Genomic DNA, 24,766 nt, shown 5'->3' with positions numbered 1-24,766 from the left:
TGATTTTTTAACTACTGTATTATAACATAGTGAATAAGTCAAAGTCAATAAACTGTTAATAAAAAAACAAGTCTTTAATATATATATTAGGTTTGATAAAATATATTTGTTTGATTAATTTTTTAATTTAAGTGGTGAGGTAATAAAATGAGTAAACTATATTTTAGATATGGAGCTATGAACTGTGGAAAATCAACAAATTTGTTGCAGGTAGCACACAACTATGAAGAGAGGGGAATGAAGATAATTATCATAAAACCGAGAACAGATACTAAAGGTGGAAATAAGGTGATCTCCAGGTTAGGAGTATCACGGGGAGTAGATATGCTTATAGGTCCAAATCAAAATGTTTATGAAGAAACACAAAAGTGGATAGAGGAAAATGGACAAATAGACTGCATATTAGCAGACGAAGTTCAATTTTTTAAGGAAGAGCAAATAGACCAATTATTTAAAATAGCGGTTATAATGGATATACCGACAATTTGCTATGGACTTCGTACTGATTTTCAAATGAATGGATTTGAGGGGAGTAGAAGATTATTATTAATTGCTCATAGCTTGGAGGAATTGAAGACCATATGCAAATGTGGTAAAAAGGCTCTTTTAAATGGCAGAAAGGTTAACGGGGAGTTCATATTTGAAGGAAAACAGATAGCTATAGACAAAGAAGATAATATTGAGTATGAGTCTCTTTGTCCGAAATGTTATTTTGAATTTAGAGAGTCATATAAGCTAAGAAAAAATAAAATTCAAAAGGAGGTGAAATAATGGCTAGAAATACTTCAGTAGGAGGGCAAGCTGTAATTGAAGGTGTAATGATGAGAGGAGAAAAGGGTGTAGCTACAGCAGTTAGAAAAGCTGATGGTGAAATTGTTGTAGATAGGAAGGAATGTATTCCTTATACAAAGAGAAATAAATTTATGGGCTTACCTATTATTAGAGGATTTGTGTCTTTAATAGAATCATTAATAATAGGAATAAATACATTAAATTATTCGGCATCTTTTTTTGAAGATGAAAATGATGAACCTTCGAAATTTGATAAATACCTTGAAAAAGTATTTAAGGATAAGAGTGAAAATATTTTAACGGCAATTGCTATTATTATAGCATTGGGAATATCTACAGTTTTATTTTTTATATTTCCTACGTTTGCTGCTAATATATTTAAAAAAGTGGGAATTCACAATTCTATAGGTTTAAATATAGTTGAAGGAGTTATTAGAGTAGCAATATTCCTATTGTACATTTTAATGATAGGAAAAATGGATGATATTAATAGAGTATTTCAGTATCATGGAGCAGAGCATAAAACTATATTTTGCTATGAACATGAAGTAGAGCTTACTCCAGAGAATGCACAAAAGTTTGAAAGACTTCATCCTAGATGCGGTACAAATTTTTTGTTTTTGGTTATGATAGTAAGTATAATATTATTTTCTTTAACTGGTTGGAGCTCTTTATGGCAGAGAATACTGTACAGGGTGCTGCTTTTGCCTGTAGTTTCAGGAATGACATATGAACTTATAAAATGGATGGGGAAAAGTAATAGTGTCATTTCAAAAATCACTTCTTATCCAGGATTAATGCTTCAAAAGATAACTACTAGAGAACCAAGCTATGAACAGATTGAAGTAGCAATAATGGCACTTAAATATGCAGAGGGGATAGAAGAAACTAAGGATATTGATAAGAATACATTAATTTAGAATGGAGTAGTTTTTATGGAGAGACATAGCTTGAAGGTTGGAGAGCTTTTAAAGTATGGATATGAAATTTTGAAGTCAAAAGGAATAGAAAGCTATGCACTAGATTGTGACCTTTTACTTGGGAAAGTAATAAAAAAAGATAGGCTTTTTTTATTACTCAATAGAGAATATGAATTGAATAATAGCGAAATAGATGAGTTTTACAGACTTATATCATTAAGAAAGAATAAAATGCCTATAAAATATATGCTTGGAGAATGTGAATTTATGGGATTATCTTTTTATGTAAAGGAAGGAGTTTTAATCCCTAGGCCAGACACAGAAACTTTAGTGGAGTGCGCGATAGAAGAAATAAAGAAAAACAATTTTATACATGTTTGTGATGTATGCTGTGGAAGTGGAATAATAGGGCTCACTATAGCTAAATTAATGGATAATGTAAATATAAAGAGTTCTGATATTTCAGATATTGCTTGCGAGGTAACTAAAGAGAATATAAAAAGGTTAAATTTAAGTGAAAAAGTAGAAGTGATAAAAAGTGATTTGTTAGATAAATTTATTAAAAATCAAGATAAATTTGATGTTGTAGTTTCTAATCCTCCTTATATAAGAAAAGAGGTTATAGGGACGTTAATGGAGGATGTAAAGAACTTTGAGCCCTATGAAGCCTTATGCGGAGGGGATGATGGTTTAGATTTTTATAGAAAGATAACTTGCCAAAGTTTAAAGGTTCTTAATAAAGGTGGAGTATTATTATTTGAAATAGGGTACGATCAGATGGAAGATGTCAGCAATATATTAAAAGAATATGGGTTTTCAAAAATTGAATGTATAAAAGATTTAGCTGAAAAAGATAGAGTTATAAAAGGAAAAATCGAAATTGGTTGCTAGTAATGATGAAATTGTGATATAATTATTTATTGTGAAAATATTTATACGGAGTGATAAAAAGTATGTTAGAAAGACTTAACTTTATAGAAAATAAGTACGAAGAATTGTCTATAAAAATAAGTGATCCAACAGTTATGGCGGATCAAAAAGAATGGCGTAAATTGTGTAAAGAACACGCAGATTTAGAGATTGTTGTTATGAAATATAGAGAATATAAAAAAGCTCAAGAGGATTTGGAATCTGCAAAAGAAATGTTGCAAGAGGAAAGTGATAAAGACTTAAGGGAAATGGCACAAGAGGAAATAAAAGATCTCACAGTTCTTATAGAGGAAAAACATCAAGAATTAAAGATTTTACTTTTACCTAAAGATCCTAATGATGATAAGGATGTATTTGTTGAAATAAGAGCAGGTGCTGGTGGAGAAGAAGCAGCTTTATTTGCAGCGAACTTAACAAGAATGTATACGAGATATGCTGAACGAAAGGGTTGGAAAATTGAAACGATAAGTATAAATGCAACAGATATAGGCGGATTCAAAGAAATTGTGTTTATGATTAAAGGTACTGGAGCTTACAGTAGATTAAAGTATGAAAGTGGAGCTCATAGAGTTCAAAGGGTTCCAGATACTGAATCGAGTGGAAGAATTCATACATCAACTGCTACTGTTGCTGTGCTTCCAGAAGTTGATGATGTAGAGATTGATGTTAATCCAAATGATGTAAGAATAGATGTATTTAGAGCATCAGGACATGGTGGACAGTGTGTTAATACTACGGATTCAGCAGTAAGAATAACTCACCTTCCAACTGGAATAGTAGTATCTTGTCAGGATGAGAAATCACAGCTTAAAAATAAAGAAAAAGCTATGAAAGTTCTTAAATCAAGATTGTTTGAAAAAGCAGAAGCGGAGCGAGCAGCAAGCATAGCAGAAGACAGAAAGAGTCAAGTAGGAACAGGAGACAGAAGTGAAAGAATAAGAACATATAACTATCCTCAAGGAAGGGTTACAGACCATAGAATAGGATTAACTTTATACAAATTAGATGCATATCTTGATGGAGATATAGACGAAGTTCTTGATGCTTTAATAACTGCTGAACAAGCGGAGAAAATGAAAGCTATCGGAAGTAACGACTAATTGTTTAATTCAAGAAAAGAGGGTAAGCGATGAATATAGATAAAGCTATTAGAAAGCAAAAAAAATCTTATAAAAGATTTCTGCTATCTATGTGCTTTATTTTTTTTATTTTGCCACTTGCATTATTTCTTTCTAAAGCTTTTGATGTATTTTATATAATTTATTTAATAATAATTGAAATGCTCATATTTATAGCTATTTTTATAAGAGCTGATAAAGAAGCTTTAAAATTTAAAAACGATTGGTTTAGATTAAAAATATTTTTAGGAATAAATAAGAAACCAATAATTATAAACTGTGAAAAAATTACGCTAGTTCACACAGAAGATATTGTATCTAGGGAAGGAGACAAAAATGAATTTAAAATAATTTTACTTTCAACATCAAAATTTAGAAGTGAGAGAATGATTGAAGTAAACTTAAAATTTCTTAAAAATCACCCATACGTGGCGCACCACTATAATAGACTTAAAATTTTAATGCCAGAGGAGCAATTTTACTTCACAGTAATAAAGAGAGGTGGACTCAGGAAGTACCCTCTTTTAGACGTTATTTATAAAAGTTGTACTCATGCTTGCTTTACGGAAGAATGTATTGAAAAGATAAAGTTTTATCGAGAAAACTCTCAATACTATACAGATAGAAAGATATAAAGAATTTTTGAAGTTGGTTTTTAAACTTTTGGAATATATATGTTTTTAGATAAATACATATGATATAGAAGTAATTAAAATAAAGGTGATGTTTTGAGTGAAAGCATAATTTATATTGTACTAATAGGAAGTATAGTATCTTTAATAGGCACAATGACTGGGGCTTTTTTGGGAGTAATAATAAGAAAGCCTTCAAATAAGCTGCTGGGAGTGATAATAGGATTTGCGGGAGGTCTTATGCTGTCAGTAGTGGTATTTGATTTAATTCCAGAGGCCCTTGAAAAATGGAGTTTTATAGGTACTATAATTTTTTGTGTTTTAGGTGTTATAGTTGTTTCTGTGGTAGATAACAAAATGGCTATAAATAACATGGACAAGCACATGAAAGTAGCTTTTATGACAGCGTTAGGTTTAATGATTCACAATTTTCCAGAAGGAATAATAATGGGTTGCGGATTTGCTGCAGGGGGAGCCCTAGGGATAAAAATGAGTATAATAATAGCAATACATGATATACCAGAAGGAATTGCAGTGGCAGCACCACTTATAGCTTCTAGAGTGAAAGTGGCAAAGATTTTGTTTTATACTTTTGTAACGGCATTTCCTACCGCCATTGGCACGTTTATCGGAGCGTACATAGCAGGTATATCAGTAAATGTTCTTGGTGCTTGTTTGTCCTTTGCATCAGGTATAATGTTATATGTGGTTTGCGGTGAAATGATACCAGAGTCTTCCAAGCTTTGGGATGGCGTGACAAGTACCGTTGGAGTATTAAGTGGCATTATGGTAGGACTTATTATGGTGAAAATATTATAGATTTATATTTAGACTGCTGAAAATTTAAAATTAATCTGCAGTCTTTTTTTATTTTGAAAAAATTTTGTGTTAATATTGAAATATAGATTATATTAAATTATAATTAACAATTAAAATGCGTTAGTAATTACTTAAATTGTATTAATCTTCTAAATTCATGTAATTTAACTTAATAGTGAAGTATAATGAAATAAGGACTAATTAGATGGTTATACGTTAAAGAGAAATAAAAGGTGGTAAGAAAACAAAATGGATACAAAGATAGTAATGGTTGATGAAAATAAACTGGATAAAGATATAATGCAGAAGGCAGGGGAAGTCATTCGCTCTGGAGGCTTGGTTGTATTTCCAACTGAGACTGTTTATGGACTTGGTGCCAATGCATTAGATACTAAAGCTGTAAAAAAAATTTTTGAAGCTAAAGGAAGACCTCAGGACAATCCTTTAATAGTTCACATAGCAGATGTTGAAGAAATCGAAGCATTGGTATCTGAAGTTCCTGAGCTTGCTAAGAAGTTTATGGAAAGGTTTTGGCCAGGACCGATGACAATAATATTGCCCAAGTCTTCAGTTATACCAGATGTTACAAGTGCATCATTGCCCTGTGTAGGAATTAGGATGCCATCAAATATTATTGCTAGGGAACTTATAAGAGCTGCTAAAGTACCTATAGCTGCACCATCAGCTAACATTTCTGGAAGACCTAGTCCGACTGATGTACAAAGGTGTGTTGAAGACTTAAGCGGAAAGGTAGATTATATTATTGGTGGAAAAATTTGTGATATTGGTCTTGAATCTACTGTTATAGATTGTACTACTCAACCTACTTGTGTTCTACGACCAGGTGGTATAACATTAGAAATGTTGAAAGAGGTAGATGAAAATACGTATATAGACCCAGCTGTAATGATAAAGCCAGAAAAGGATTTTAAACCTAAAGCGCCAGGGATGAAATATAGACACTATGCACCTAAGGCTCCTGTAAAAATAGTTCAAGGAGATTTGAAAAAAACTATTGAAAAAATCAATAAAATAGTGCAAAATTATATAGATGAAAATAAAGTAGTTGGAATAATGGCTACAGATGAAACCATGGAATACTATTCTAAAGGTGTAATTATATCTTTAGGAAGTAGAGAAAATATGATAAGTGTGTCGCACAGTTTGTTTGAAACCCTTAGAAAGTTTGATGATGAGAAGGTTGATGTAATAATTTCTGAAGCCTTTGAGGAAAAGGGTGTAGGAGTAGCTGTAATGAACAGACTAAAAAAATCAGCTGGATTTGATATTATTAATGTATAATTTTGTATTTTAGGAGGTTGCTCATGAGAAATATACTATTTGTTTGCACTGGAAATACGTGTAGAAGCTGTATGGCGGAAGCTATTTTTAATGATAGATGTGATATTGAAGAAATTAAAGCAATCTCTGCTGGTATAGCTGTAGTAAACAATAGTAAAACTTCAAAAAATTCTGCAATTATTGTTAAGGAGAAGGACAATGTAGATTTAAGTGAAAGATATGCAATCCAACTTACTGAAGATATGTTAGAAAATTCAGAACTGATTTTAACCATGACAACTTATATAAGAGATTTTTTGAGCGTTAGATTTCCAGTATTAAAGCATAAAATTTATACTCTAAATGAATATGTATCTATGAAAGATGATATAGTTGACCCTTTTGGAGGAGATATAGAAATTTATAGATATACATATAGACAATTAGAAAAGAGCATTTTATTGCTATTGGACAAATTGAAAGAAGGTAGAGGCATTTTATAATGTTATTATCTTCTTTTTTTGCAATGTGATAATTAGTAATTTACTAAAATAAATTATTAAAATTATAGTAACACTATATTTTGGAGGTGTTTTAACATGAAGATTGCATTAGGAAGCGATCATGCGGGATTACCGTTAAAAAATGAAGTAATAAAACATTTAGAAGCAAAAGGTATAGAAATTAAAGACTGTGGAACATATACAGAACAATCTTGTGACTATGCAGGATTTGCTCTAAGTGTTGCAGAAGAAGTAGTAAGTAAAAACTGTGATTTAGGCATATTGGTTTGTGGAACTGGAATAGGTATAAGTATAGCTGCCAATAAGGTTCCAGGGATAAGGGCTGCAGTATGTGGTGATACTTTTAGCGCACATGCATGTAGAGAACACAATAATGCAAATATACTTGCTTTAGGTCAAAGAGTTGTAGGCTTAGGACTTGCTTTAGATATAGTAGATATATTCTTAAATACTAAATTTGAAGGTGGAAGACATCAAAGAAGAATAGATGGCATTGCTGAAATTGAAAAAAAATATAGCAAATAAATATTATAATTAGTATTTTAACAAATAAAGATCAGAATTTAAGTTTAGAGCTTTAAATTCTGTGCGTTATATTTAGGAGGAGTAAAAACGTATGAGTAAAGTAACACAAATAGCACACCCATTAATATTACATAAGCTGTCTCTGATAAGAGATGAAAATACAGGCTCAAAAGATTTTAGAGAACTTGTTGAAGAAGTAGCTATGCTTATGGCTTACGAAGTAACTCGTGATTTACAACTTGAAGTAGTGGAAATTCAGACACCAATATGTAAAGCAAAATGTAAAATGCTTGCAGGGAAAAAAATGGCCATAGTTCCTATATTAAGAGCAGGTCTTGGAATGGTTGGAGGTATGACAAAACTTATACCTGCAGCAAAAGTTGGTCATATAGGACTTTATAGAGATGAAGAGACACTAAAACCAGTGGAATATTTTTGTAAGCTTCCACAAGATATAGGAGAAAGGGATGTAATAGTTACTGATCCTATGCTTGCAACGGGAGGCTCAGCTGCAGATGCTATTACTCTTTTAAAGCAAAAAGGTGCTAAAAATATAAAATTAATGTGTCTTATAGCTGCACCAGAAGGTATAAAAGCTGTTATGGATGCGCATCCAGATATAGATATATATGTTGCATCCATAGATGAAAAATTAAATGAAAAGGGATATATAGTACCTGGTCTTGGAGATGCAGGAGATAGATTATACGGAACTAAATAATATGTGTAAAAGCAAGCAGTGAGGTATTTCACTGCTTTTTATTTTTAAGAGGACAGTTGACAGAGGACAGTGAAGGTGAGTTTTCTTCCTTACGTCGGAAAACTAATTTATTTCTTGTGAATTCGTTTCGCTAAAGCGAAACATCATCGGTTTAATTAGGCATAGCTTAATTAAACCTTATTTACCAAAGGTAAAACTAAATTAAAGATTTTTCGTAGTGTAGCAGAGAAAAATCCTCCTTCAATGTCTACTGTCAATTGTCCACTGTCCTCTAATAAAAAGATTGATTCACAATTTTTTTAAGTTAAGAATTAAAGAATGCTTTTATTTAAATGATTTTTATTATAGAATAAAAGGGGGTTGAAAACAGAAAATGGAGGAAATATATGAATAGAATAGACAAAAATAATTATTATTTAGATATATGTGAAACTGTATTAGAAAGAGGAACTTGTTTGCGACGCAATTTTGCAGCATTAATAGTGAAAAATGACGAAATAATATCAACAGGATACACAGGTTCGCCTAGAGGAAGAAAAAATTGTTGTGACTTAGCCTATTGTAGAAGAGAAGAGCTAAAAGTGCCAAGAGGCACCAGATATGAATTGTGTAGATCTGTTCACGCTGAACAAAATGCTATTATATCTGCAAGAAGACAAGATATGATAGGAGCAACTATATATCTTGTTGGCAAGGAGTGTAGCACAGGAGATTATGTACATAATGCGTCTCCTTGTTCGTTATGCAAAAGATTTATAATTAACGCGGGAATTGACAAAGTTATAATACGAGATACTAAAACGATTTATAGAGACATATGGGTAAATGAGTGGGTTGAAAATGACGATTCTCTAGAAGGAGACGGATGTTATTAGATTAGAATAAGTAATTATTTAGTTGAAGTATTGCTCAATACAAATAAGGAAGGTTAATTTATGAATAGTTTATATATTTTAGCAGCAGTCTCAATAATTATTTCTGCCGTACTTACGCCAGTTATTAAAAAATTTGCAGTGAGAATAAAAGCTATAGATATTCCTAAAGATAATAGGAGAATACATAAAAAGCCTATACCACTTCTTGGTGGGTTAGCGATATATTTTTCTTTTGTAATAACTCTGATACTAAAACCTGGTGAATTGTCTAGGTCTGAAACAGGTATAATAATAGGAGCAACGATTATAGCAATAGGTGGATTCTTGGATGATAAATTTGATATAAAGCCGTGGCAAAAGTTACTATTTCAAATAACAGCAGCTTTAGCATTAACTTTTTATGGAGTTACAATAGTTCGAATAACAAATCCAATAAGTAGTTCAGAACTTTATACTAATATAGGATTACTTTCAGTTCCAATGACAATAGTTTGGGTTGTAGGAATCACTAATGCTTTAAATTTAATTGATGGTTTAGATGGTCTGGCGGCAGGAGTTGCCTTTATTTCTGCAATTACTATGTTTATTATAGCCTTAATAAATAAAAATGCAGGAATAGAAGCACCAGTATTAACTATAATATTGGCAGGGTCTATATTAGGATTTTTACCATATAACTTTAATCCTGCATCAATATTTATGGGAGATACAGGAGCACAATTATTAGGATTTTTACTGTCTGCAATATCTATTAAAGGAGCAATAAAGTCTGCAACTGCTTTTGCAATAGCGGTACCTATACTTGCACTAGGAATACCTATATATGATACTCTTTTTGCGATGATTAGAAGAAAGATAAATGGCAAACCTATAATGCAGGCTGATAAAGGGCATCTTCATCATAGATTGCTAGATATGGGGCTTACTCAAAGGCAAGCAGTCATAATAATGTATTTAATAAGTGCTGTACTTGGAAGTTTTGCAATAATAGCAATGCAGATAAGCACTCCGAGATCTTATTTTTTATTAGCACTTGTTATGGTAGCTTTGGTAATTATGGCTTGGAAATATGGCTTTTTTGAGCATAGAGAATAGTTAACACTTAGATAACAAAATTGAATTGTAGTTGCTTTTAGAAAAATGGAGGTATATTTATATGGATAAGATTAAGGTTATAACAATATTTGGAACAAGACCGGAAGCCATAAAAATGGCACCATTGGTGAAACAATTAGAGAAAAACCCTAGAATAGAAAATAAAGTTTGTGTAACTGCACAGCACAGACAGATGCTCGATCAGGTGCTAGAATTATTTAATATAAGTCCAGATTTTGACTTAAATATTATGCAAAGCAGGCAAACTTTAACAGGAATAACCACCAAAGTGTTGGAAGGACTTGAAGAGGTATTTTTACAGGAAAAGCCTCATTTAGTTTTAGTACATGGGGATACAACAACTACTTTTACAGGATCTTTAGCAGCATTTTATCAAAAAATAAAAATAGGACATGTAGAGGCTGGACTTAGAACTTTTGATAAATATTTTCCTTTTCCAGAGGAAATGAATAGAAAACTTACGGGAGCAATGGCAGATTTACATTTTGCACCGACACTGGGTTCAAAACAAAATCTAATGAGAGAAGGAATTAATGAAAAGGATATATTTGTTACAGGAAATACTGTTATTGATGCTATGGAATTTACAGTAGAAGATAGTTATATATTCGACAACAAAGAACTTAACGATATTAAATATAATACCAGTAAAGTAATAATGGTTACAGCGCATAGAAGGGAAAATTGGGGAGAAGGAATAGAAAACATTTGCAATGCATTAAAAGATATAGTTGAGCAAAATGAGGATGTAGAAATAGTATATTTAGTCCATTTAAATCCTGTGGTTAAGGATGTAGTCTATAGAATTTTAGGGGATACATCCAGAGTGCATCTGTTAAGTCCGTTAGATACGAAAGAAACTCATAATTTGATGAATAGGTGCTACATGGTTATGACAGATTCAGGTGGACTTCAAGAAGAGGCTCCACATCTAGGAAAACCAGTACTAGTTTTAAGAGATGTTACTGAAAGACCTGAGGCTGTAGAGGCAGGAACTGTAAAATTAGTTGGAACTGATAAAGGGAATATAGTGGACGCTGCAAATAAATTGATAAGAGACTCTAAGGAATATGAAAAAATGAGCAGAGCTATAAATCCCTATGGAGATGGAAAGGCTTCAAGAAGAATTGAAGCTGCAATATTAGAGTATTTTGATATGGAAAAAATTAACTATAAAGAATTTAGCTAGAAATTTAATTTCTAGCTAATGACATATTATTAAGAAAAGTTAGTTTTAAATACTGGACTTTATTGAAAAAAATTATTATAATTTGAAATGTACAGTTAAGATTAATTCAAAAATTTTTATTATTTTGACAATTTTGAGATTATAAAAATAGAGAAATTTAAAGCGGTCACAGGCAATTCAGAGAAAATTCGATATATTTAAAAAAATGATTTTATATTAGGACATTCTCTTTTAATTTAGTAAATTTAATAAAATTGAAGAAATGAAGATAAAATTCAATTATATTGTTAAAAAATCGACTATTAAAGCTAAATATTGAATTTATAGATGAAATGTAGGATTTTATTTATGTTTCTTTAAATTATATAATAGATTATCATGTAAATATTTAAATTAATATAAAAGTGAAAGTTTATTTTTAATGCATCTCAAGGAAAGGTGTGCTTTTAAAATAGTATTTAATAATAGTCTCTTAAAATTACAAACCAAATTACTTTTTAGAGTTAGACTATTTTCATTAAAATTCAATTCAATTCTTATAAATTTTATGGTAAATGGAACAATAATTAAATATATGAATTTAATTATTTTAGAGACAAAAATGTAAATGAACTAAAATTTGTAAAATATAATTACTAAACTTCTATGGTTGAGGAGGTCGGTTTTGGATAAAAGCATCTTAGACATGATAAAGAAAGTACCCATTATTAATTTACTAATTGGAATTGTATTAAGCATTTTAGTACAATTTTTGATTAAGGATTATGGGATTTTTGTATTTATTGGAATAATTGTTGCTATAATTAATTTTTGTATTAATATTTTGTTAGGTCAATTGTTATTTAAAAAATTTAGAAATTCAGTTGCAAGTCTATATATTTTAAATTTTATTCTAAGAATTGTTATAGCCGCAGCTATAGGATATATTATTTTTAAATACAATAAATATAATGTAGCAGCATATTTGTTTGGATATACTTCTCATTTATTTGGGGTATATATATATTCAGTCATTGAAAACAAATAAGAAAGGATGTGATAAAGTGGAAGAAATGAAACCATTGTTTACAATAGTTCTGGGAGCACTAAAGATAGATATAACTTCTAGTATTATGGTGCAATGGATTATTATTATTCTTGTAGCCATCTTGGCTAAGGTTTCTACAAGCAATCTAAAAAAAGTGCCTGACAAAAAACAGAGTGTTGTGGAAATGATTTTTGAAGCAATACGAAATTTGGTTAGCGAAAATATGGGTGAAGAGTACATAAAATTTGTACCATATGTAGGAACTCTTGCGATTTTTATTCTAATCATGAATTTCACTCCATTAATTGGAGTAAAAGCACCAACAGAGGACTTAAGCGTTGCTGCAGGATTGGCCTTAATAAGTTTTATAATAGTTCAATTTAATGCGATAAAAAGAGTAGGACTTGGACATTATTTTAAGGCTTATACTGAACCTGTACTGCCATTGTTACCACTTAATATAGTGGAGAGGCTGGTTCTTCCAGTGTCATTGAGTCTGCGACTATTCGGTAATTTGACAGCAGGGGCTGTAGTTCTTGGAATGATATATGGTGGAATGGGTCATATGGCATTTCTAATACCAATTCCATTTCATGCATTCTTTGATTTATTTGACGGGTCAATACAGATGATAGTGTTTGTTATGTTAACAATGATGAATATAAAAATTATAGCTGAACACTAATAATTATTATTAAGGAGGATTTTATTATGAATTTAGACGCACATTCATTCATATCAGGTATGGCAGCGATAGGTGCTGGTTTAGCAGCGATTGGATGCCTAGGTGGAGGTATTGGAGTTGGTACAGCTGCTGGTAAAGCAATTGAAGGAGTTTCAAGACAACCAGAAGCAAGTGGTAAAATATTAAGTACCTTCTTCGTAAGTGCAGCATTATCAGAAGTAACAGCTATCTATGCTTTATTAATAGCTATTATTCTAGTATTTAAAGTTTAATTCCAATGATTACCTCACCAATTTACATATATTCAGAGGGGAGGCTTAAAACTTAATATGGAAATTGATAAAATAAGGGTCATAATAACTATAATAAACTTTGGAATATTATATCTTATTTTAAAGCATTATTTCTTCAAACGTGTTGATGACACAATTACAACAAGGCAAGAAGAAATTACTACTAAAATTAAAAATACCAATGACAATGAAGAAAAATCAAAACAATTAGTTCTTCAACATGAAGAACTACTAAAAAGTTCTAGAGGCGAAGGAAAGAAAATTGTTGAAGATTATAAAAATAAAGCCGAAAAAGTTTCCTCAGATGTACTAAAAGAGGCTCATGAAGAAGCTCAAACTATAGTTTCAAGAGCAAAAATTGAAGCAGAAAGAGAAAAAGAAAAGGCAGCAGATGAAGTAAAAAATCAAGTTGTAGATTTAGCTGTTTTAATATCTTCAAAAGCTTTAGAACAATCAATCGATGAAGAACAACATAGGAGACTTATAAAGGACTTTATAGCTAAGGTAGGTATCTAACTATGCATGAATATTTAGATAGGAGATACGCTCTTGCACTTTATAAAGTTGCAGAAGAAAAGGGAAATGTAGAGCGATATTTACAAGAATTAAGAGATATTGTCAACCTTATAAAGAATAACAATGACTTTAAGGAACTCATCAAACATCCTCAAGTTAGTACTGAAAGCAAAAAGAAATTATTTACTGATGTATTTAAAGGTAAAGTGGAAGAGGATTTACTATCTTTTTTACTTGTACTAATAGATAAAGGTAGAATACTAGAGCTTGAAGGCAAGCTTAAGGAAATGGAAAAAATAGATCTTCAAAGGAAGAATACTGTTATAGCTAAAGTTAAAACAGTTGTTTCACTACAAGAAGATGAGAGGGAAGAGTTAATTAAAAAACTTGAGACAAAGTTCAATAAAAAGATTTTGCTAGAAGAGGAGCTAGATTCAAGCGTACTTGGAGGTGTCTATCTTCAAATTGATAATGAAGTAATAGATGGAACAGTAAAATCTAAAATTGAAGAAATGAAAAAATTAATGCTTAAGAGAGAATAGAGGTGAGCCTATGAACATAAAACCTGAAGAAATAACTTCGATTATTAAACAGGAAATTGAAAAATATGAAAAGAAAATAGAGACAGTTGATTCAGGTACAATAATTCAAATAGGTGATGGTATAGCCAGAGTTTATGGTCTTAGCCAATGTATGGCAGGAGAACTTTTAGAGTTCCCAAACAATGTTTATGGTATGGCTCTAAACCTTGAACAGGACAATGTTGGTTGCGTTCTTTTAGGTTCTGAAAAAGGTATAAAAGAAGGAGATGTAGTTAAAAGTACTGGAAAAGTTGTTGAAGTACCAGTTGGCGATGCAATCGTCGGCAGAGTTGTAAATGCATTAGGCCAGCCTATAGATGGAAAAGGCCCAATAAAAACAACAGAAACAAAACCAGTTGAACTTATAGCTCCTGGAGTTATAACAAGACAATCTGTTAAGCAGCCATTGCAAACAGGTCTTAAAGCTATAGACTCAATGATACCAATAGGAAAAGGTCAAAGAGAATTAATAATAGGAGACAGACAGACAGGTAAAACAGCAATAGCAATAGATACAATAATAAACCAAAAAGGTAAAGATGTTATATGTATATATGTTGCTATAGGACAAAAACAATCAACTGTAGCTCATATATATAACAACCTTACAGAGATAGGAGCTATGGATTACACAATAATTGTATCAGCGACAGCATCAGAAACAGCACCATTACAATATATTGCGCCATATGCAGGTTGTACAATGGGCGAATATTTTATGCATCAAGGGAAAGATGTACTTATAGTATATGATGATTTGTCTAAGCACGCAGTTGCCTATAGAACAATGTCACTATTACTTCGTAGACCACCAGGAAGAGAAGCGTATCCTGGAGATGTATTCTATGTACACTCAAGACTTCTTGAAAGAGCAGCAAAACTTTCAGATAAGCTTGGTGGAGGATCACTTACAGCGCTTCCGATAATAGAAACTCTAGCAGGAGACGTTACTGCATATATACCAACTAATGTTATTTCTATAACAGATGGTCAGATATTCCTTGAATCTGAGTTATTCTATTCAGGACAAAGACCAGCGGTTAATGCTGGTATATCCGTATCCAGAGTTGGTGGTAATGCTCAAATAAAAGCTATGAAACAAGTTGCGGGATCATTAAGACTTGACCTTGCACAATATAGAGAACTTGCAGCATTTGCTCAGTTTGGTTCAGATCTTGATAAAGAATCAAAGAAAAGACTTGAAAAAGGTAAGAGGTTAATGGAAATATTAAAACAGCCTCAATATAAGCCAGTACCAGTAGAAAAGCAAGTTATGATTCTTTATGCAGGAGTTAATGAACATATACTAGATGTTCCAGTAGATAAAATTGGAGCCTTTGAAAAAGGATTCATGGAATTTATGGATACTCATCATAGAGAAGTTGGTCAAGAGATAGTTGACAAAAAAGTAATATCAGATGATTTAGGAAAGAGACTTGGCGATGCTATAGAAGAATATAAAAAAATATTTTTAGCAGAGGTGTAATTCCTTTGTGGGAGGTGAAGTATGGCAGGGGCAGGACTTGTTGCAATTAAGAGAAGAATTAAATCAATAACCAGTACCCAAAAAATAACAAAAGCCATGGGACTTATTGCCACCTCTAAACTCAGAAAAGTTAGAAATAAACTTGAGTTAAATGATAAATACTCAAAATCTTTTAGTGCTGTTATGAGTGAATTTGTTAATGGAGCTGAAGATAAAAGTATTTATATACATGGTAATAAAGGTAGAAAAAAACTTTATATTACGCTTAATTCTGATTCTGGACTTTGTGGTGGATTTAATGCTAATGTTGTAAATAAAGCAGCAGAAGTAATAGTAAAAGATAGAGAGAATTCTTTATTGCTTTCAGTAGGTCAGAAGGGAAGAATGTATTTTAATAGACTGAATTTCCAAACTACAGCAGAGTATGTAGATATACCTGATGTTCCTACATTGGAAGAATCAAGTGCTATTACATATAAAGTATTAGATATGTATCGTAAAGCTGAAGTGGGAGAAGTTTACATAATATATACAAGATTTCATTCTACCGTAAAACAGGTGGTTACTGTAGAAAAAATACTTCCTTTAGAAAATAAAAATTCTGAAGTGAAAAGGCAGTTTGTTAAATTTGAACCATCTATTGATGAAATGATAGATGATGTAATAGTTATGCAACTAAAACAGCAAATATTAAACTTTATGCTTCATTCAAAAGCAAGTGAACAAGGTTCAAGAATGAGCGCTATGGATGGAGCAACAAAGAATGCTAATGAGTTATTAGATGCACTTAATCTTAAATATAATAGAGAGAGACAAGGTGCTATAACTCAGGAAATTTCCGAAATAGTCGGAGGAGCAGAAGCTCAAAAGTAAGGAGGGACACTAATGCCAAACATAGGCAAGGTTGTTCAGGTTATAGGACCTGTAGTAGATATAAAGTTTAGCACAGATAACCTTCCTAACATATACAATGCCATAGAAATAAATAGAGGCGATAAAAAGCTTATAGCAGAGGTAGCTCAACATGTTGGAGATGACATAGTTAGAGCAATTTCTATGGAAGCAACAGATGGTTTAAAAAGAGATATGGATGCTGTTGATACAGGAGCACCTATATCTGTACCAGTTGGAGCACCAGTTTTAGGAAGACTTTTTAACTTATTAGGACAGCCAATTGATGAAGCTGGAGAAGTTGTTGCGGATATATTTTATCCTATTCACAGACCAGCACCAAGTTTCGAAGATCAATCTGTAGAGCCAGAAATGTTTGAAACTGGTATTAAGGTTATAGATCTTCTTGCACCATACCAAAGAGGAGGAAAAATAGGTCTATTTGGTGGTGCTGGAGTTGGTAAAACCGTTCTTATTCAAGAATTAATAAATAATATAGCAAAACAACATGGTGGTCTATCAGTATTTACAGGTGTTGGAGAAAGAACAAGAGAAGGTAATGACCTTTATTATGAAATGAAGGAATCTGGAGTTATTGATAAGACAGCATTGGTATTCGGTCAGATGAATGAGCCTCCTGGAGCAAGAATGAGAGTTGCGCTAACAGGTCTTACTATGGCAGAATATTTTAGAGATCAAGGTCAGGATGTGCTTCTATTTATAGATAATATATTTAGATTTACACAAGCTGGTTCAGAAGTTTCAGCCTTACTTGGAAGAATACCAAGTGCGGTTGGATACCAGCCAACACTTGCAACTGAAATGGGTGCGCTTCAAGAAAGAATAACTTCAACAAAGCAAGGTTCTATTACATCTGTTCAGGCTGTATATGTACCTGCAGATGACTTGACTGACCCAGCGCCAGCAACTACATTCTCTCACCTTGATGCTACAACAGTTCTTTCAAGAGCTATAACAGAGCTTGGTATATATCCAGCAGTTGATCCGCTAGAGTCAAGCTCAAGAATTCTTGATCCAAGAATAGTTGGGGAAGAGCACTATGCTGTAGCATCAGATGTTAAGCATATACTTCAAAGATATAGGGAGTTACAAGACATAATAGCAATCCTTGGTGTAGATGAACTTTCAGAAACAGATAGATTAGTAGTTATAAGAGCTAGAAGAATTCAAAGATTCTTATCACAACCATTTTCTGTTGCTGAACAGTTTACAGGGATGAAGGGTGCGTATGTTCCTATAAAAGAAACTGTAAGAGGATTCAGAGAAATACTTGATGGTAAATATGATAATTTACCAGAAGCAGCATTCTTATTTGCAGGAACTGTAGAAGAAGTAATAGCTAAAGCAAAAGCTATGATGGAAAGTTAATATTTGATTATAAAGTTAGACAGTATATACTGTCTAACTTTATGTATATGTACAGTAGGGTAGGAACTGCCCGATTTTATGCCTGGATAGGAATATATTTATTATATTTACGGAAGCAGGAAGCTCCATCTTTGGAGTTGTTCACATTACTTGTGAGAAGGAGATTAATATGGCAGACGCTTTAAAGTTAAATATCCTTACTCCTGAAAGGGAATTTTATAGTGGTGAAGTTACAGAAATAATAACGGAGAGTACTAGAGGAAGCATAGGAATACTTGCTAATCATATGCCTTTAGTGACGACATTAAGGCCTAATGTTACAGAGATCACTGAAAAAAACGGAAATAAATTTAAAGCTTTTATTTCATCTGGAATTATGGAAGTAAAAGATAACGAAGTTAAAATTTTATGTGATGTATGCGAATCACCTGAAGAAATTGACTTTAGAAGAGCTGAAGAGGCTAAAAAGAGAGCCGAGGAAAGATTAAAAGATAAGAACCAAGATAATCTTGATGTAGTTAGAGCAGAGTTGGCTTTATCAAGAGCACTTGCAAGGTTAAAATTAAAATAATATAATTATTTCAATAACACGAAACAGTAGTTTCGTGTTATTTTTGCGATAAAATCTTTTTATTCTATCACATTTCTTTATGGGGCTTTATATATTGATAATATATTGAAGCAGACAAACCTTAAATAAAAACTTCAATCTTTATTTGCAAAAATTTTTTAATAAAGTAATTAAACTGAATAACACTTATCTTAGTTGTACATAATCTAAGTATAAAACTAAGGGGGGTGTATACTCATACGAGCAATTTGTATGAGTAAATATAAATTGAAAAAAAGAATTTCATTATTAATTATAGTAATAACATTTATTATTACTGTTTTCTTTGGTAATCTTTCATTAGCAAAAAAAAATACTGATTTATTTAATGATATTTTGATAGTAACTGATAGTGCCACTACAGAATATGGAATAACTTCAACTTTTAATACAAAGAACAATGATGAGGATATTGCAAATTATATATTAAAGGACTTTGGCTTTTTTAGAAACTTTGATAAAAAAGAATTAAAGGATGGAAAAGGTTATTCTATAGAATTTGGAGATAACTATTTAAAAGGATACATAGAAACAATAAAATATGAAGATTATAATGTTGTAACAGTAAATATTGTAAAAAAAGATAGTAAAAATAATTTGGAAGATTTAAAAAATAAGCTTCAAAAATGCCTTGAATATGAAAAAATTGATGCTAAATATTTTGAGTATTTAAAAGCAAAATCAACTAATGCAAATATAGAAGAGATAAATAATCAAGTATTAGCACTTTTGAAAGATCATAGATCAGCCAATATTAATACTATTGGCTTAGAAAATGGATATAGTACTGTAGCTTACACAAAAAATTATGATTCAATACAGAGCGATAATAAGATAATAGATTTTAATTATGCAGTTTGCAAATATCCTTCGGGAAGTTATGTAATTATCGGAACACCTGAACTAATTGTAACATATTAGCAATTGTAGAATGGAGGATAATTATGGATAAAATAGTAATTAAAGGAGGAAAAAAATTATGTGGGGAAGTAAACATAAGTACTGCCAAAAATTCTATACTGCCGATTATTGCAGCCAGTATATTAAGTGGTGATAAGTGTATAATAGAAGATGCACCTATGCTTGAAGATGTCTTTGTTATTAGTGATGTACTAAGAACTATCCGCACAAAAATAGATATAGATAACAATACTAATAGAATTTTAATTGATACTTCTAATATCAAAGATTGTGAGGCTTCTAGTGATTTGGTAAAAAAGATGAGAGCATCATTTCTGATTATGGGCTCTATGATAGCGAGATTTGGTAAGTTTAGATTATCTCTGCCAGGAGGATGTAATATAGGAACTAGACCTATAGATTTGCATTTGAAAGGATTTAGTGCGCTTGGAGCAGAGGTTAGTGTGGGACATGGATATGTAGAAGCTCAGGCAAAAAAACTTATAGGAAACAAAATTTATTTAGACTTTCCATCTGTGGGAGCCACAGAAAACATTATGATGGCAGCAACAACAGCAGAAGGAGAGACTATTATTGAAAATGCAGCTGAAGAACCAGAAATTGAGGATTTGGCAAAATTTTTAAATTGTATGGGAGCAAATATAATTGGAGCAGGTACAGGTACTATTCGCATTATAGGAGTAAATGAATTGAAAGGAACTACCCACAAGCCCATATATGATAGGATAGAGGCAGGGACATTTATGACCGCAGCAGCTATAACTAGAAGTAAAATTAAGATTAATGGAATAAATGAGGGACATTTAAAGCCTGTAATTGCTAAGTTAACAGAAGCTGGAGTTAGTATAGAAATAGAAGGCAGTAGTATGATAGTAGATGCAGACAAAGAATTAAAACCGATTGATATTAAAACTATGCCGTATCCGGGCTTCCCTACGGATATGCAATCTCAAATGTCAGGTCTTCTATGTTCAGTACATGGAACTAGTATTATAACAGAAACAATTTTTGAGAATAGATTCATGCATGCTACAGAAATGAAAAGAATGGGAGCAAACATTAAAATTGACGGTAGAAGTGCTGTTATAGAAGGCGTTAATAAACTAACTGGTGCAGAGGTTAGAGCAACAGATTTAAGAGCAGGTGCAGCACTAATACTCTGTGGGCTAATTGCTGAAGGAGAAACAGAAGTTACTGATATATACCATGTAGATAGAGGATATGTTAACATAGAGAAAAAATTGCATGGGCTAGGTGCTGATATTGAAAGGTTAAAGATGTAAGGTCCCACAGTATTAATATATGAGATAAAAGAGAAGATTAGAACAAATATCTTCTCTTTTTTAGATTATAAAATTAATTATTCAAATTAAATGGAAATTTGAATAATTATAAAGTGGTAATAATTTTTGATCCTTAACAATAAAAATATAATATTACATTTTATAAAGTTAAGGAGATACATAATATGAGAAGAAGAATGAATATATTATTACAAATTAAAAGTTTTTTCTTACTTGTATTGATAAGTATAATTTCTATTATAGTGCTCTCTTTATTGGTATCAATTCCCAATGGAGAAATAGGTAATTCTATAAAATCTGCTATTCCTAAGTTCCTAATGAAATCTAGTAATATAATATTTAATGATAATAGTAAAGAGAGTACTAAATTAAAAGTATTTATTACAAAAGAAAACGAAGTAGTTGATATGAACCTTGAAGAGTATATCATAGGAGTTGTTGCGGCAGAAATGCCTGTTGAGTTTGGAATTGAAGCGTTAAAGGCTCAAGCAGTAGCTGCTAGAACGTTTGCGTTGGCGCACATGGAGGAATATGGCGGAAAAAAATATAAAAGCAATACTGGAGCTAATGTTTGTGATACAGTAGAATGTCAAGTTTTTATGAACAAAAATGATAGATTAAAAAGCTGGCCGGTTAGTAAAGGAGAGGAATATTGGAATAAGGTTACAGAAGCTGTGAAAGAAACGTCTGGAGAGGTTTTAACCTACAATGGAAAAGTCATAGATGAACCTCTTTTTTTTGCAGTAAGTGGTGGTAAAACAGAAAATGGGATAGATGTTTTTAAGGATGATAGGCCTTATTTAAAAAGTGTATATAGTCCAGGAGAAGAACGTGCACCAAAGTTTAGAAGTAGCTTGAAAATTTCATATTTGGAGTTTATTAGAAAAATAAGTTCAGAGTATTCAAATTCGGGAATAAATCTATTAAACATAAAAAATCAGGTTGATATAAAAGACAGAAACGAAGGTGGGTCAGTAAAAGAAATTAAAATTGGTAAAATTACTATATCTGGTGTCAAGTTCAGAAGTATTATGGGATTAAATTCAAGTAATTTTAACATTAAATTTAACTCTAATAATATGGAGATTGATTGTACTGGTTATGGTCACGGAGTAGGTATGAGTCAGTGGGGAGCGGATGCAATGGCAAAGCAAGGGAAAAATTATAAAGAAATACTTAAGCATTATTATAGTGGAATTGAAATCGTAAAGATAAAATAGATTCTTAACATTAAAACAGATTAGAAGATTTAATCTTCTAATCTGTTTTGTATATTTCAATAAAAATATACAAAAAAAAATTAGAAAAAATATGAAAACTATGTATTTTTTTCTATCGTCTGGACAAACTACAAAAAGGAGGTGTTCGTATGGAAAAAAATTTTTTCAACAAAACATTAAATTTCTTAAAGAAGGAGGGCTTTTACTTAATATTGTTCATCTGTCTGTGTATTGTTGCTACTGTGGCAGCCTTAACGGTTAAAAATAACAAACATACAAATAATACACCAGCACAACAAAGCAGTTCAGTACAACAAAAAGAAAATAAAGAAACAGCAAAGGCTGGAAATGAATCTTCTTTAAATTATGATAATGCCCTACAAGTAAAGAAAAATACTAAATCAGAAATAGTTGTACCTAAAAATAACAATAGTTCACAGGGAGTTTCTAGTTCAGTAACTACATCTTTTCAGAAACCAGTAGATGGAACTTTGGCAAGAGCATATTCTGAAGATCCTGTATTTTGGGAGTCTACTAGCAGTTATAGACCAAATCTTGGATATGACATAAAGGCAGACTTAGGAAAGCCTGTACTTGCTGTTGCAGACGGAAAAGTAGAAGAAGTTAATGCTGCAACACAAGATGGAGTAGAAATTGTTATAAATCATCAGAATGGCATTAAAACAGTTTATTCAAACTTAGATCCAAAGGTAAAAGTTACTAAAGGGCAAGTAGTAACAAAGGGTACAGCAATAGGCGTAGTTGGCAAAAGTACATTAAGATCAGCTTATGAAAAGTATGGTGATCACTTACATTTTGCAATACTGAAGGGCAAAGATTTTGTTGACCCAAGCAAATACTTAAAATATTAATAATTAGCCATTTTCCGAGAAGCTTATCGGAAAATGGCCTATACAATGAATTTAAAAACACAAATTAGCATATTATAAATGTAGAAGGGTTAAGGAGGTACCGTCTTTGAAAGATTACATTGAAGAAAGAGTTTTAGAAGTTGCAAAGTATATTATAGGTTCGAAAGCTACAATAAGAAAAACGGCTAAAGTTTTTGGAGTAAGCAAAAGCACAATACACAAAGATATGACAGAAAGGTTACCTAAAATAAATCCTCAAATTGCTGAAGAGGCAAAAATTATATTAGATTATAATAAAGCCGAAAGACATATAAGAGGCGGAAAAGCAACTAAAATGAAATATAAAGCTATTGAAGGTTAAAAACATTCCGATTATAATAAATATGAAGATAGACAAATTTCACATTAAGGTAGCAAAATTTTTAGGGGAGAGTAGGAGTGAATTAAGGAATGTTTTTTAGTATAGGAACGGATATGGGAATTGACTTAGGTACAGCCACGGTGCTAGTTTATATTAAAGGTAGAGGTGTAATATTGAAAGAACCTTCAGTAGTTGCTATAGATAAGAGTAAAAATAAGGTTTTAGCAGTAGGAGAAGAAGCTTGGCAAATGATAGGTAGAACGCCAGGTAATATTGTGGCAATTCGTCCGTTAAGGGATGGGGTTATATCAGATTACGATATAACAGAAAAAATGTTAAAGTATTTTATAACTAAAGCTTGTGGAAAGAAGAGAATGTCAGCTCCTAGAGTGGTGGTTTGCGTTCCTTGTGAAGCTACAGAAGTAGAAAAAAGAGCTGTAATTGATGCAGCTAAAAATGCAGGAGCTAAAAAGGTATTCCTAATAGAGGAGCCTCTAGCAGCTGCAATTGGAGCAGGTCTTGATATAACTAAGGCAAGTGGAAATATGGTTATAGACATAGGTGGAGGAACCACTGATGTAGCAGTTATTTCACTAGGTGGAATAGTTGTAAGAGCATCTATAAAGGTTGCAGGAGACAAGTTTGATGAGGCTATAATGAGATACATAAGAAAAGAACATAAACTTATGATAGGAGAGAGAACCGCAGAAGATTTAAAGATTAATATAGGTTCTGCATTTGAACGAGAAGAAAAAGTTACAATGGAAATAAGAGGAAGAGATTTAATTACAGGTCTTCCTAAAAATATAGCTGTGTCCTCAGATGAAATGAGGGAAGCATTAAGAGAAACTGTAAATGCAATAGCAGAAACTACTCATTCAGTATTAGAGAAAACGCCTCCTGAACTAGCAGCAGATATAGCTGATAAAGGTATAGTTATGACTGGTGGGGGAGCGTTATTAAATGGTCTTAGTAATCTGATACAAGAAGTAACTAAAGTTCCTGTATATGTCGCAGAGGAGGCTGTTTCTTGCGTAGCTTTAGGGACAGGCAAGGTATTAGAATATTTGGACAAAATGGAAGTTACATTTACTGGAGATGATATAACATTAATAGATTAGTTTGGAAAATTATTTTTTAATCATATAAATGACAGTATAATAAAAAG

At 31.7% G+C, this 24,766-nt stretch carries 28 protein-coding genes; all 28 read left to right on the top strand.

All coding sequences use genetic code 11. The features are described 5' to 3' along the window. Window positions 1-147 precede the first annotated feature (147 nt). Complete coding sequence (locus tag I6U48_RS05425) at window positions 148-771, top strand: thymidine kinase (RefSeq protein WP_218319389.1); 624 nt, start codon at window positions 148-150, stop codon at window positions 769-771. Beyond that, a complete protein-coding gene (locus I6U48_RS05420; protein ID WP_218319388.1) occupies window positions 771-1,712 on the top strand; it encodes a DUF1385 domain-containing protein in 942 nt (313 codons plus the stop codon). The genes I6U48_RS05425 and I6U48_RS05420 overlap by 1 nt, the downstream gene beginning before the upstream one ends. Before the next feature lie 30 nt (window positions 1,713-1,742). Then, window positions 1,743-2,603 carry a peptide chain release factor N(5)-glutamine methyltransferase gene (gene prmC / locus I6U48_RS05415; protein ID WP_218319428.1) on the top strand — a complete coding sequence of 287 codons (861 nt, stop codon included), beginning with the start codon at window positions 1,743-1,745 and terminating at the stop codon, window positions 2,601-2,603. Between the two features lie 62 nt (window positions 2,604-2,665). Beyond that, a complete protein-coding gene (prfA, locus tag I6U48_RS05410; RefSeq protein ID WP_218319387.1) occupies window positions 2,666-3,742 on the top strand; it encodes a peptide chain release factor 1 in 1,077 nt (358 codons plus the stop codon). A gap of 29 nt (window positions 3,743-3,771) precedes the next feature. Next, entirely contained in the window at window positions 3,772-4,395 is a 624-nt protein-coding gene (locus tag I6U48_RS05405; RefSeq protein WP_218319386.1) for a hypothetical protein, read from the top strand. Between the two features lie 153 nt (window positions 4,396-4,548). Beyond that, entirely contained in the window at window positions 4,549-5,211 is a 663-nt protein-coding gene (locus tag I6U48_RS05400; RefSeq protein WP_218319427.1) for a ZIP family metal transporter, read from the top strand. A 249-nt stretch (window positions 5,212-5,460) separates the two neighbouring features. Beyond that, the gene (locus tag I6U48_RS05395; protein WP_218319385.1) at window positions 5,461-6,513 is read left to right on the top strand and encodes an L-threonylcarbamoyladenylate synthase; all 1,053 of its coding nucleotides are present in this window, start codon (window positions 5,461-5,463) and stop codon (window positions 6,511-6,513) included. A gap of 23 nt (window positions 6,514-6,536) precedes the next feature. Next, window positions 6,537-6,995: a low molecular weight protein arginine phosphatase gene (locus I6U48_RS05390; protein ID WP_218319384.1), complete on the top strand. Its 459-nt coding sequence runs from the start codon at window positions 6,537-6,539 to the stop codon at window positions 6,993-6,995. Between the two features lie 96 nt (window positions 6,996-7,091). After that, on the top strand, window positions 7,092-7,541 hold the full coding sequence (rpiB, locus tag I6U48_RS05385; RefSeq protein WP_218319383.1) for a ribose 5-phosphate isomerase B: 450 nt from the start codon (window positions 7,092-7,094) through the stop codon (window positions 7,539-7,541). A gap of 91 nt (window positions 7,542-7,632) precedes the next feature. After that, on the top strand, window positions 7,633-8,262 hold the full coding sequence (gene upp / locus I6U48_RS05380; protein ID WP_218319382.1) for a uracil phosphoribosyltransferase: 630 nt from the start codon (window positions 7,633-7,635) through the stop codon (window positions 8,260-8,262). A 386-nt stretch (window positions 8,263-8,648) separates the two neighbouring features. Continuing rightward, the gene (locus tag I6U48_RS05375) at window positions 8,649-9,137 is read left to right on the top strand and encodes a deoxycytidylate deaminase (RefSeq protein ID WP_218319381.1); all 489 of its coding nucleotides are present in this window, start codon (window positions 8,649-8,651) and stop codon (window positions 9,135-9,137) included. 60 nt (window positions 9,138-9,197) lie between these two features. Then, complete coding sequence (locus I6U48_RS05370; RefSeq protein ID WP_218319380.1) at window positions 9,198-10,232, top strand: MraY family glycosyltransferase; 1,035 nt, start codon at window positions 9,198-9,200, stop codon at window positions 10,230-10,232. A 61-nt stretch (window positions 10,233-10,293) separates the two neighbouring features. Next, on the top strand, window positions 10,294-11,442 hold the full coding sequence (wecB, locus tag I6U48_RS05365; protein WP_218319379.1) for a non-hydrolyzing UDP-N-acetylglucosamine 2-epimerase: 1,149 nt from the start codon (window positions 10,294-10,296) through the stop codon (window positions 11,440-11,442). Between the two features lie 664 nt (window positions 11,443-12,106). After that, entirely contained in the window at window positions 12,107-12,469 is a 363-nt protein-coding gene (locus I6U48_RS05360; RefSeq protein WP_218319378.1) for an ATP synthase subunit I, read from the top strand. 16 nt (window positions 12,470-12,485) lie between these two features. Beyond that, on the top strand, window positions 12,486-13,154 hold the full coding sequence (locus tag I6U48_RS05355; RefSeq protein ID WP_218319377.1) for a F0F1 ATP synthase subunit A: 669 nt from the start codon (window positions 12,486-12,488) through the stop codon (window positions 13,152-13,154). A gap of 26 nt (window positions 13,155-13,180) precedes the next feature. Continuing rightward, window positions 13,181-13,426 carry an ATP synthase F0 subunit C gene (gene atpE, locus I6U48_RS05350; protein ID WP_218319376.1) on the top strand — a complete coding sequence of 82 codons (246 nt, stop codon included), beginning with the start codon at window positions 13,181-13,183 and terminating at the stop codon, window positions 13,424-13,426. Window positions 13,427-13,483: 57 nt separating this feature from the next. Next, window positions 13,484-13,963 (top strand): F0F1 ATP synthase subunit B, encoded by a 480-nt coding sequence (locus I6U48_RS05345; protein ID WP_218319375.1) that lies wholly within the window; start codon window positions 13,484-13,486, stop codon window positions 13,961-13,963. Window positions 13,964-13,965: 2 nt separating this feature from the next. After that, entirely contained in the window at window positions 13,966-14,505 is a 540-nt protein-coding gene (locus I6U48_RS05340) for a F0F1 ATP synthase subunit delta (RefSeq protein ID WP_218319374.1), read from the top strand. A 10-nt stretch (window positions 14,506-14,515) separates the two neighbouring features. After that, window positions 14,516-16,030, top strand: a complete 1,515-nt coding sequence (gene atpA / locus I6U48_RS05335) for a F0F1 ATP synthase subunit alpha (protein WP_218319373.1) — start codon at window positions 14,516-14,518, stop codon at window positions 16,028-16,030. 21 nt (window positions 16,031-16,051) lie between these two features. Then, the gene (atpG, locus tag I6U48_RS05330; RefSeq protein WP_218319372.1) at window positions 16,052-16,903 is read left to right on the top strand and encodes an ATP synthase F1 subunit gamma; all 852 of its coding nucleotides are present in this window, start codon (window positions 16,052-16,054) and stop codon (window positions 16,901-16,903) included. Window positions 16,904-16,915: 12 nt separating this feature from the next. Continuing rightward, the gene (atpD, locus tag I6U48_RS05325; protein WP_218319371.1) at window positions 16,916-18,310 is read left to right on the top strand and encodes a F0F1 ATP synthase subunit beta; all 1,395 of its coding nucleotides are present in this window, start codon (window positions 16,916-16,918) and stop codon (window positions 18,308-18,310) included. 169 nt (window positions 18,311-18,479) lie between these two features. Next, on the top strand, window positions 18,480-18,881 hold the full coding sequence (locus I6U48_RS05320; RefSeq protein ID WP_218319370.1) for a F0F1 ATP synthase subunit epsilon: 402 nt from the start codon (window positions 18,480-18,482) through the stop codon (window positions 18,879-18,881). A gap of 252 nt (window positions 18,882-19,133) precedes the next feature. Further along, window positions 19,134-19,841, top strand: coding sequence for a hypothetical protein (locus I6U48_RS05315; RefSeq protein ID WP_218319369.1), 708 nt, complete (start codon window positions 19,134-19,136; stop codon window positions 19,839-19,841). A 23-nt stretch (window positions 19,842-19,864) separates the two neighbouring features. Continuing rightward, complete coding sequence (gene murA / locus I6U48_RS05310; RefSeq protein WP_218319368.1) at window positions 19,865-21,124, top strand: UDP-N-acetylglucosamine 1-carboxyvinyltransferase; 1,260 nt, start codon at window positions 19,865-19,867, stop codon at window positions 21,122-21,124. A gap of 185 nt (window positions 21,125-21,309) precedes the next feature. Then, window positions 21,310-22,365: a stage II sporulation protein D gene (spoIID, locus tag I6U48_RS05305; protein ID WP_246615212.1), complete on the top strand. Its 1,056-nt coding sequence runs from the start codon at window positions 21,310-21,312 to the stop codon at window positions 22,363-22,365. Window positions 22,366-22,514: 149 nt separating this feature from the next. Next, window positions 22,515-23,237: a M23 family metallopeptidase gene (locus I6U48_RS05300; RefSeq protein WP_218319367.1), complete on the top strand. Its 723-nt coding sequence runs from the start codon at window positions 22,515-22,517 to the stop codon at window positions 23,235-23,237. Between the two features lie 106 nt (window positions 23,238-23,343). Further along, complete coding sequence (spoIIID, locus tag I6U48_RS05295; protein ID WP_066627492.1) at window positions 23,344-23,598, top strand: sporulation transcriptional regulator SpoIIID; 255 nt, start codon at window positions 23,344-23,346, stop codon at window positions 23,596-23,598. Between the two features lie 89 nt (window positions 23,599-23,687). Then, window positions 23,688-24,719, top strand: a complete 1,032-nt coding sequence (locus tag I6U48_RS05290) for a rod shape-determining protein (protein WP_218319366.1) — start codon at window positions 23,688-23,690, stop codon at window positions 24,717-24,719. Window positions 24,720-24,766 lie beyond the last annotated feature (47 nt).

The sequence above is a fragment of the Clostridium thailandense genome (assembly GCF_019207025.1).
Lineage (GTDB): Bacteria > Bacillota > Clostridia > Clostridiales > Clostridiaceae > Clostridium_AM > Clostridium_AM thailandense.
Note: the sequence above shows the minus strand (reverse complement) of the source record. Positions and strands in the feature narration are given on the sequence as shown.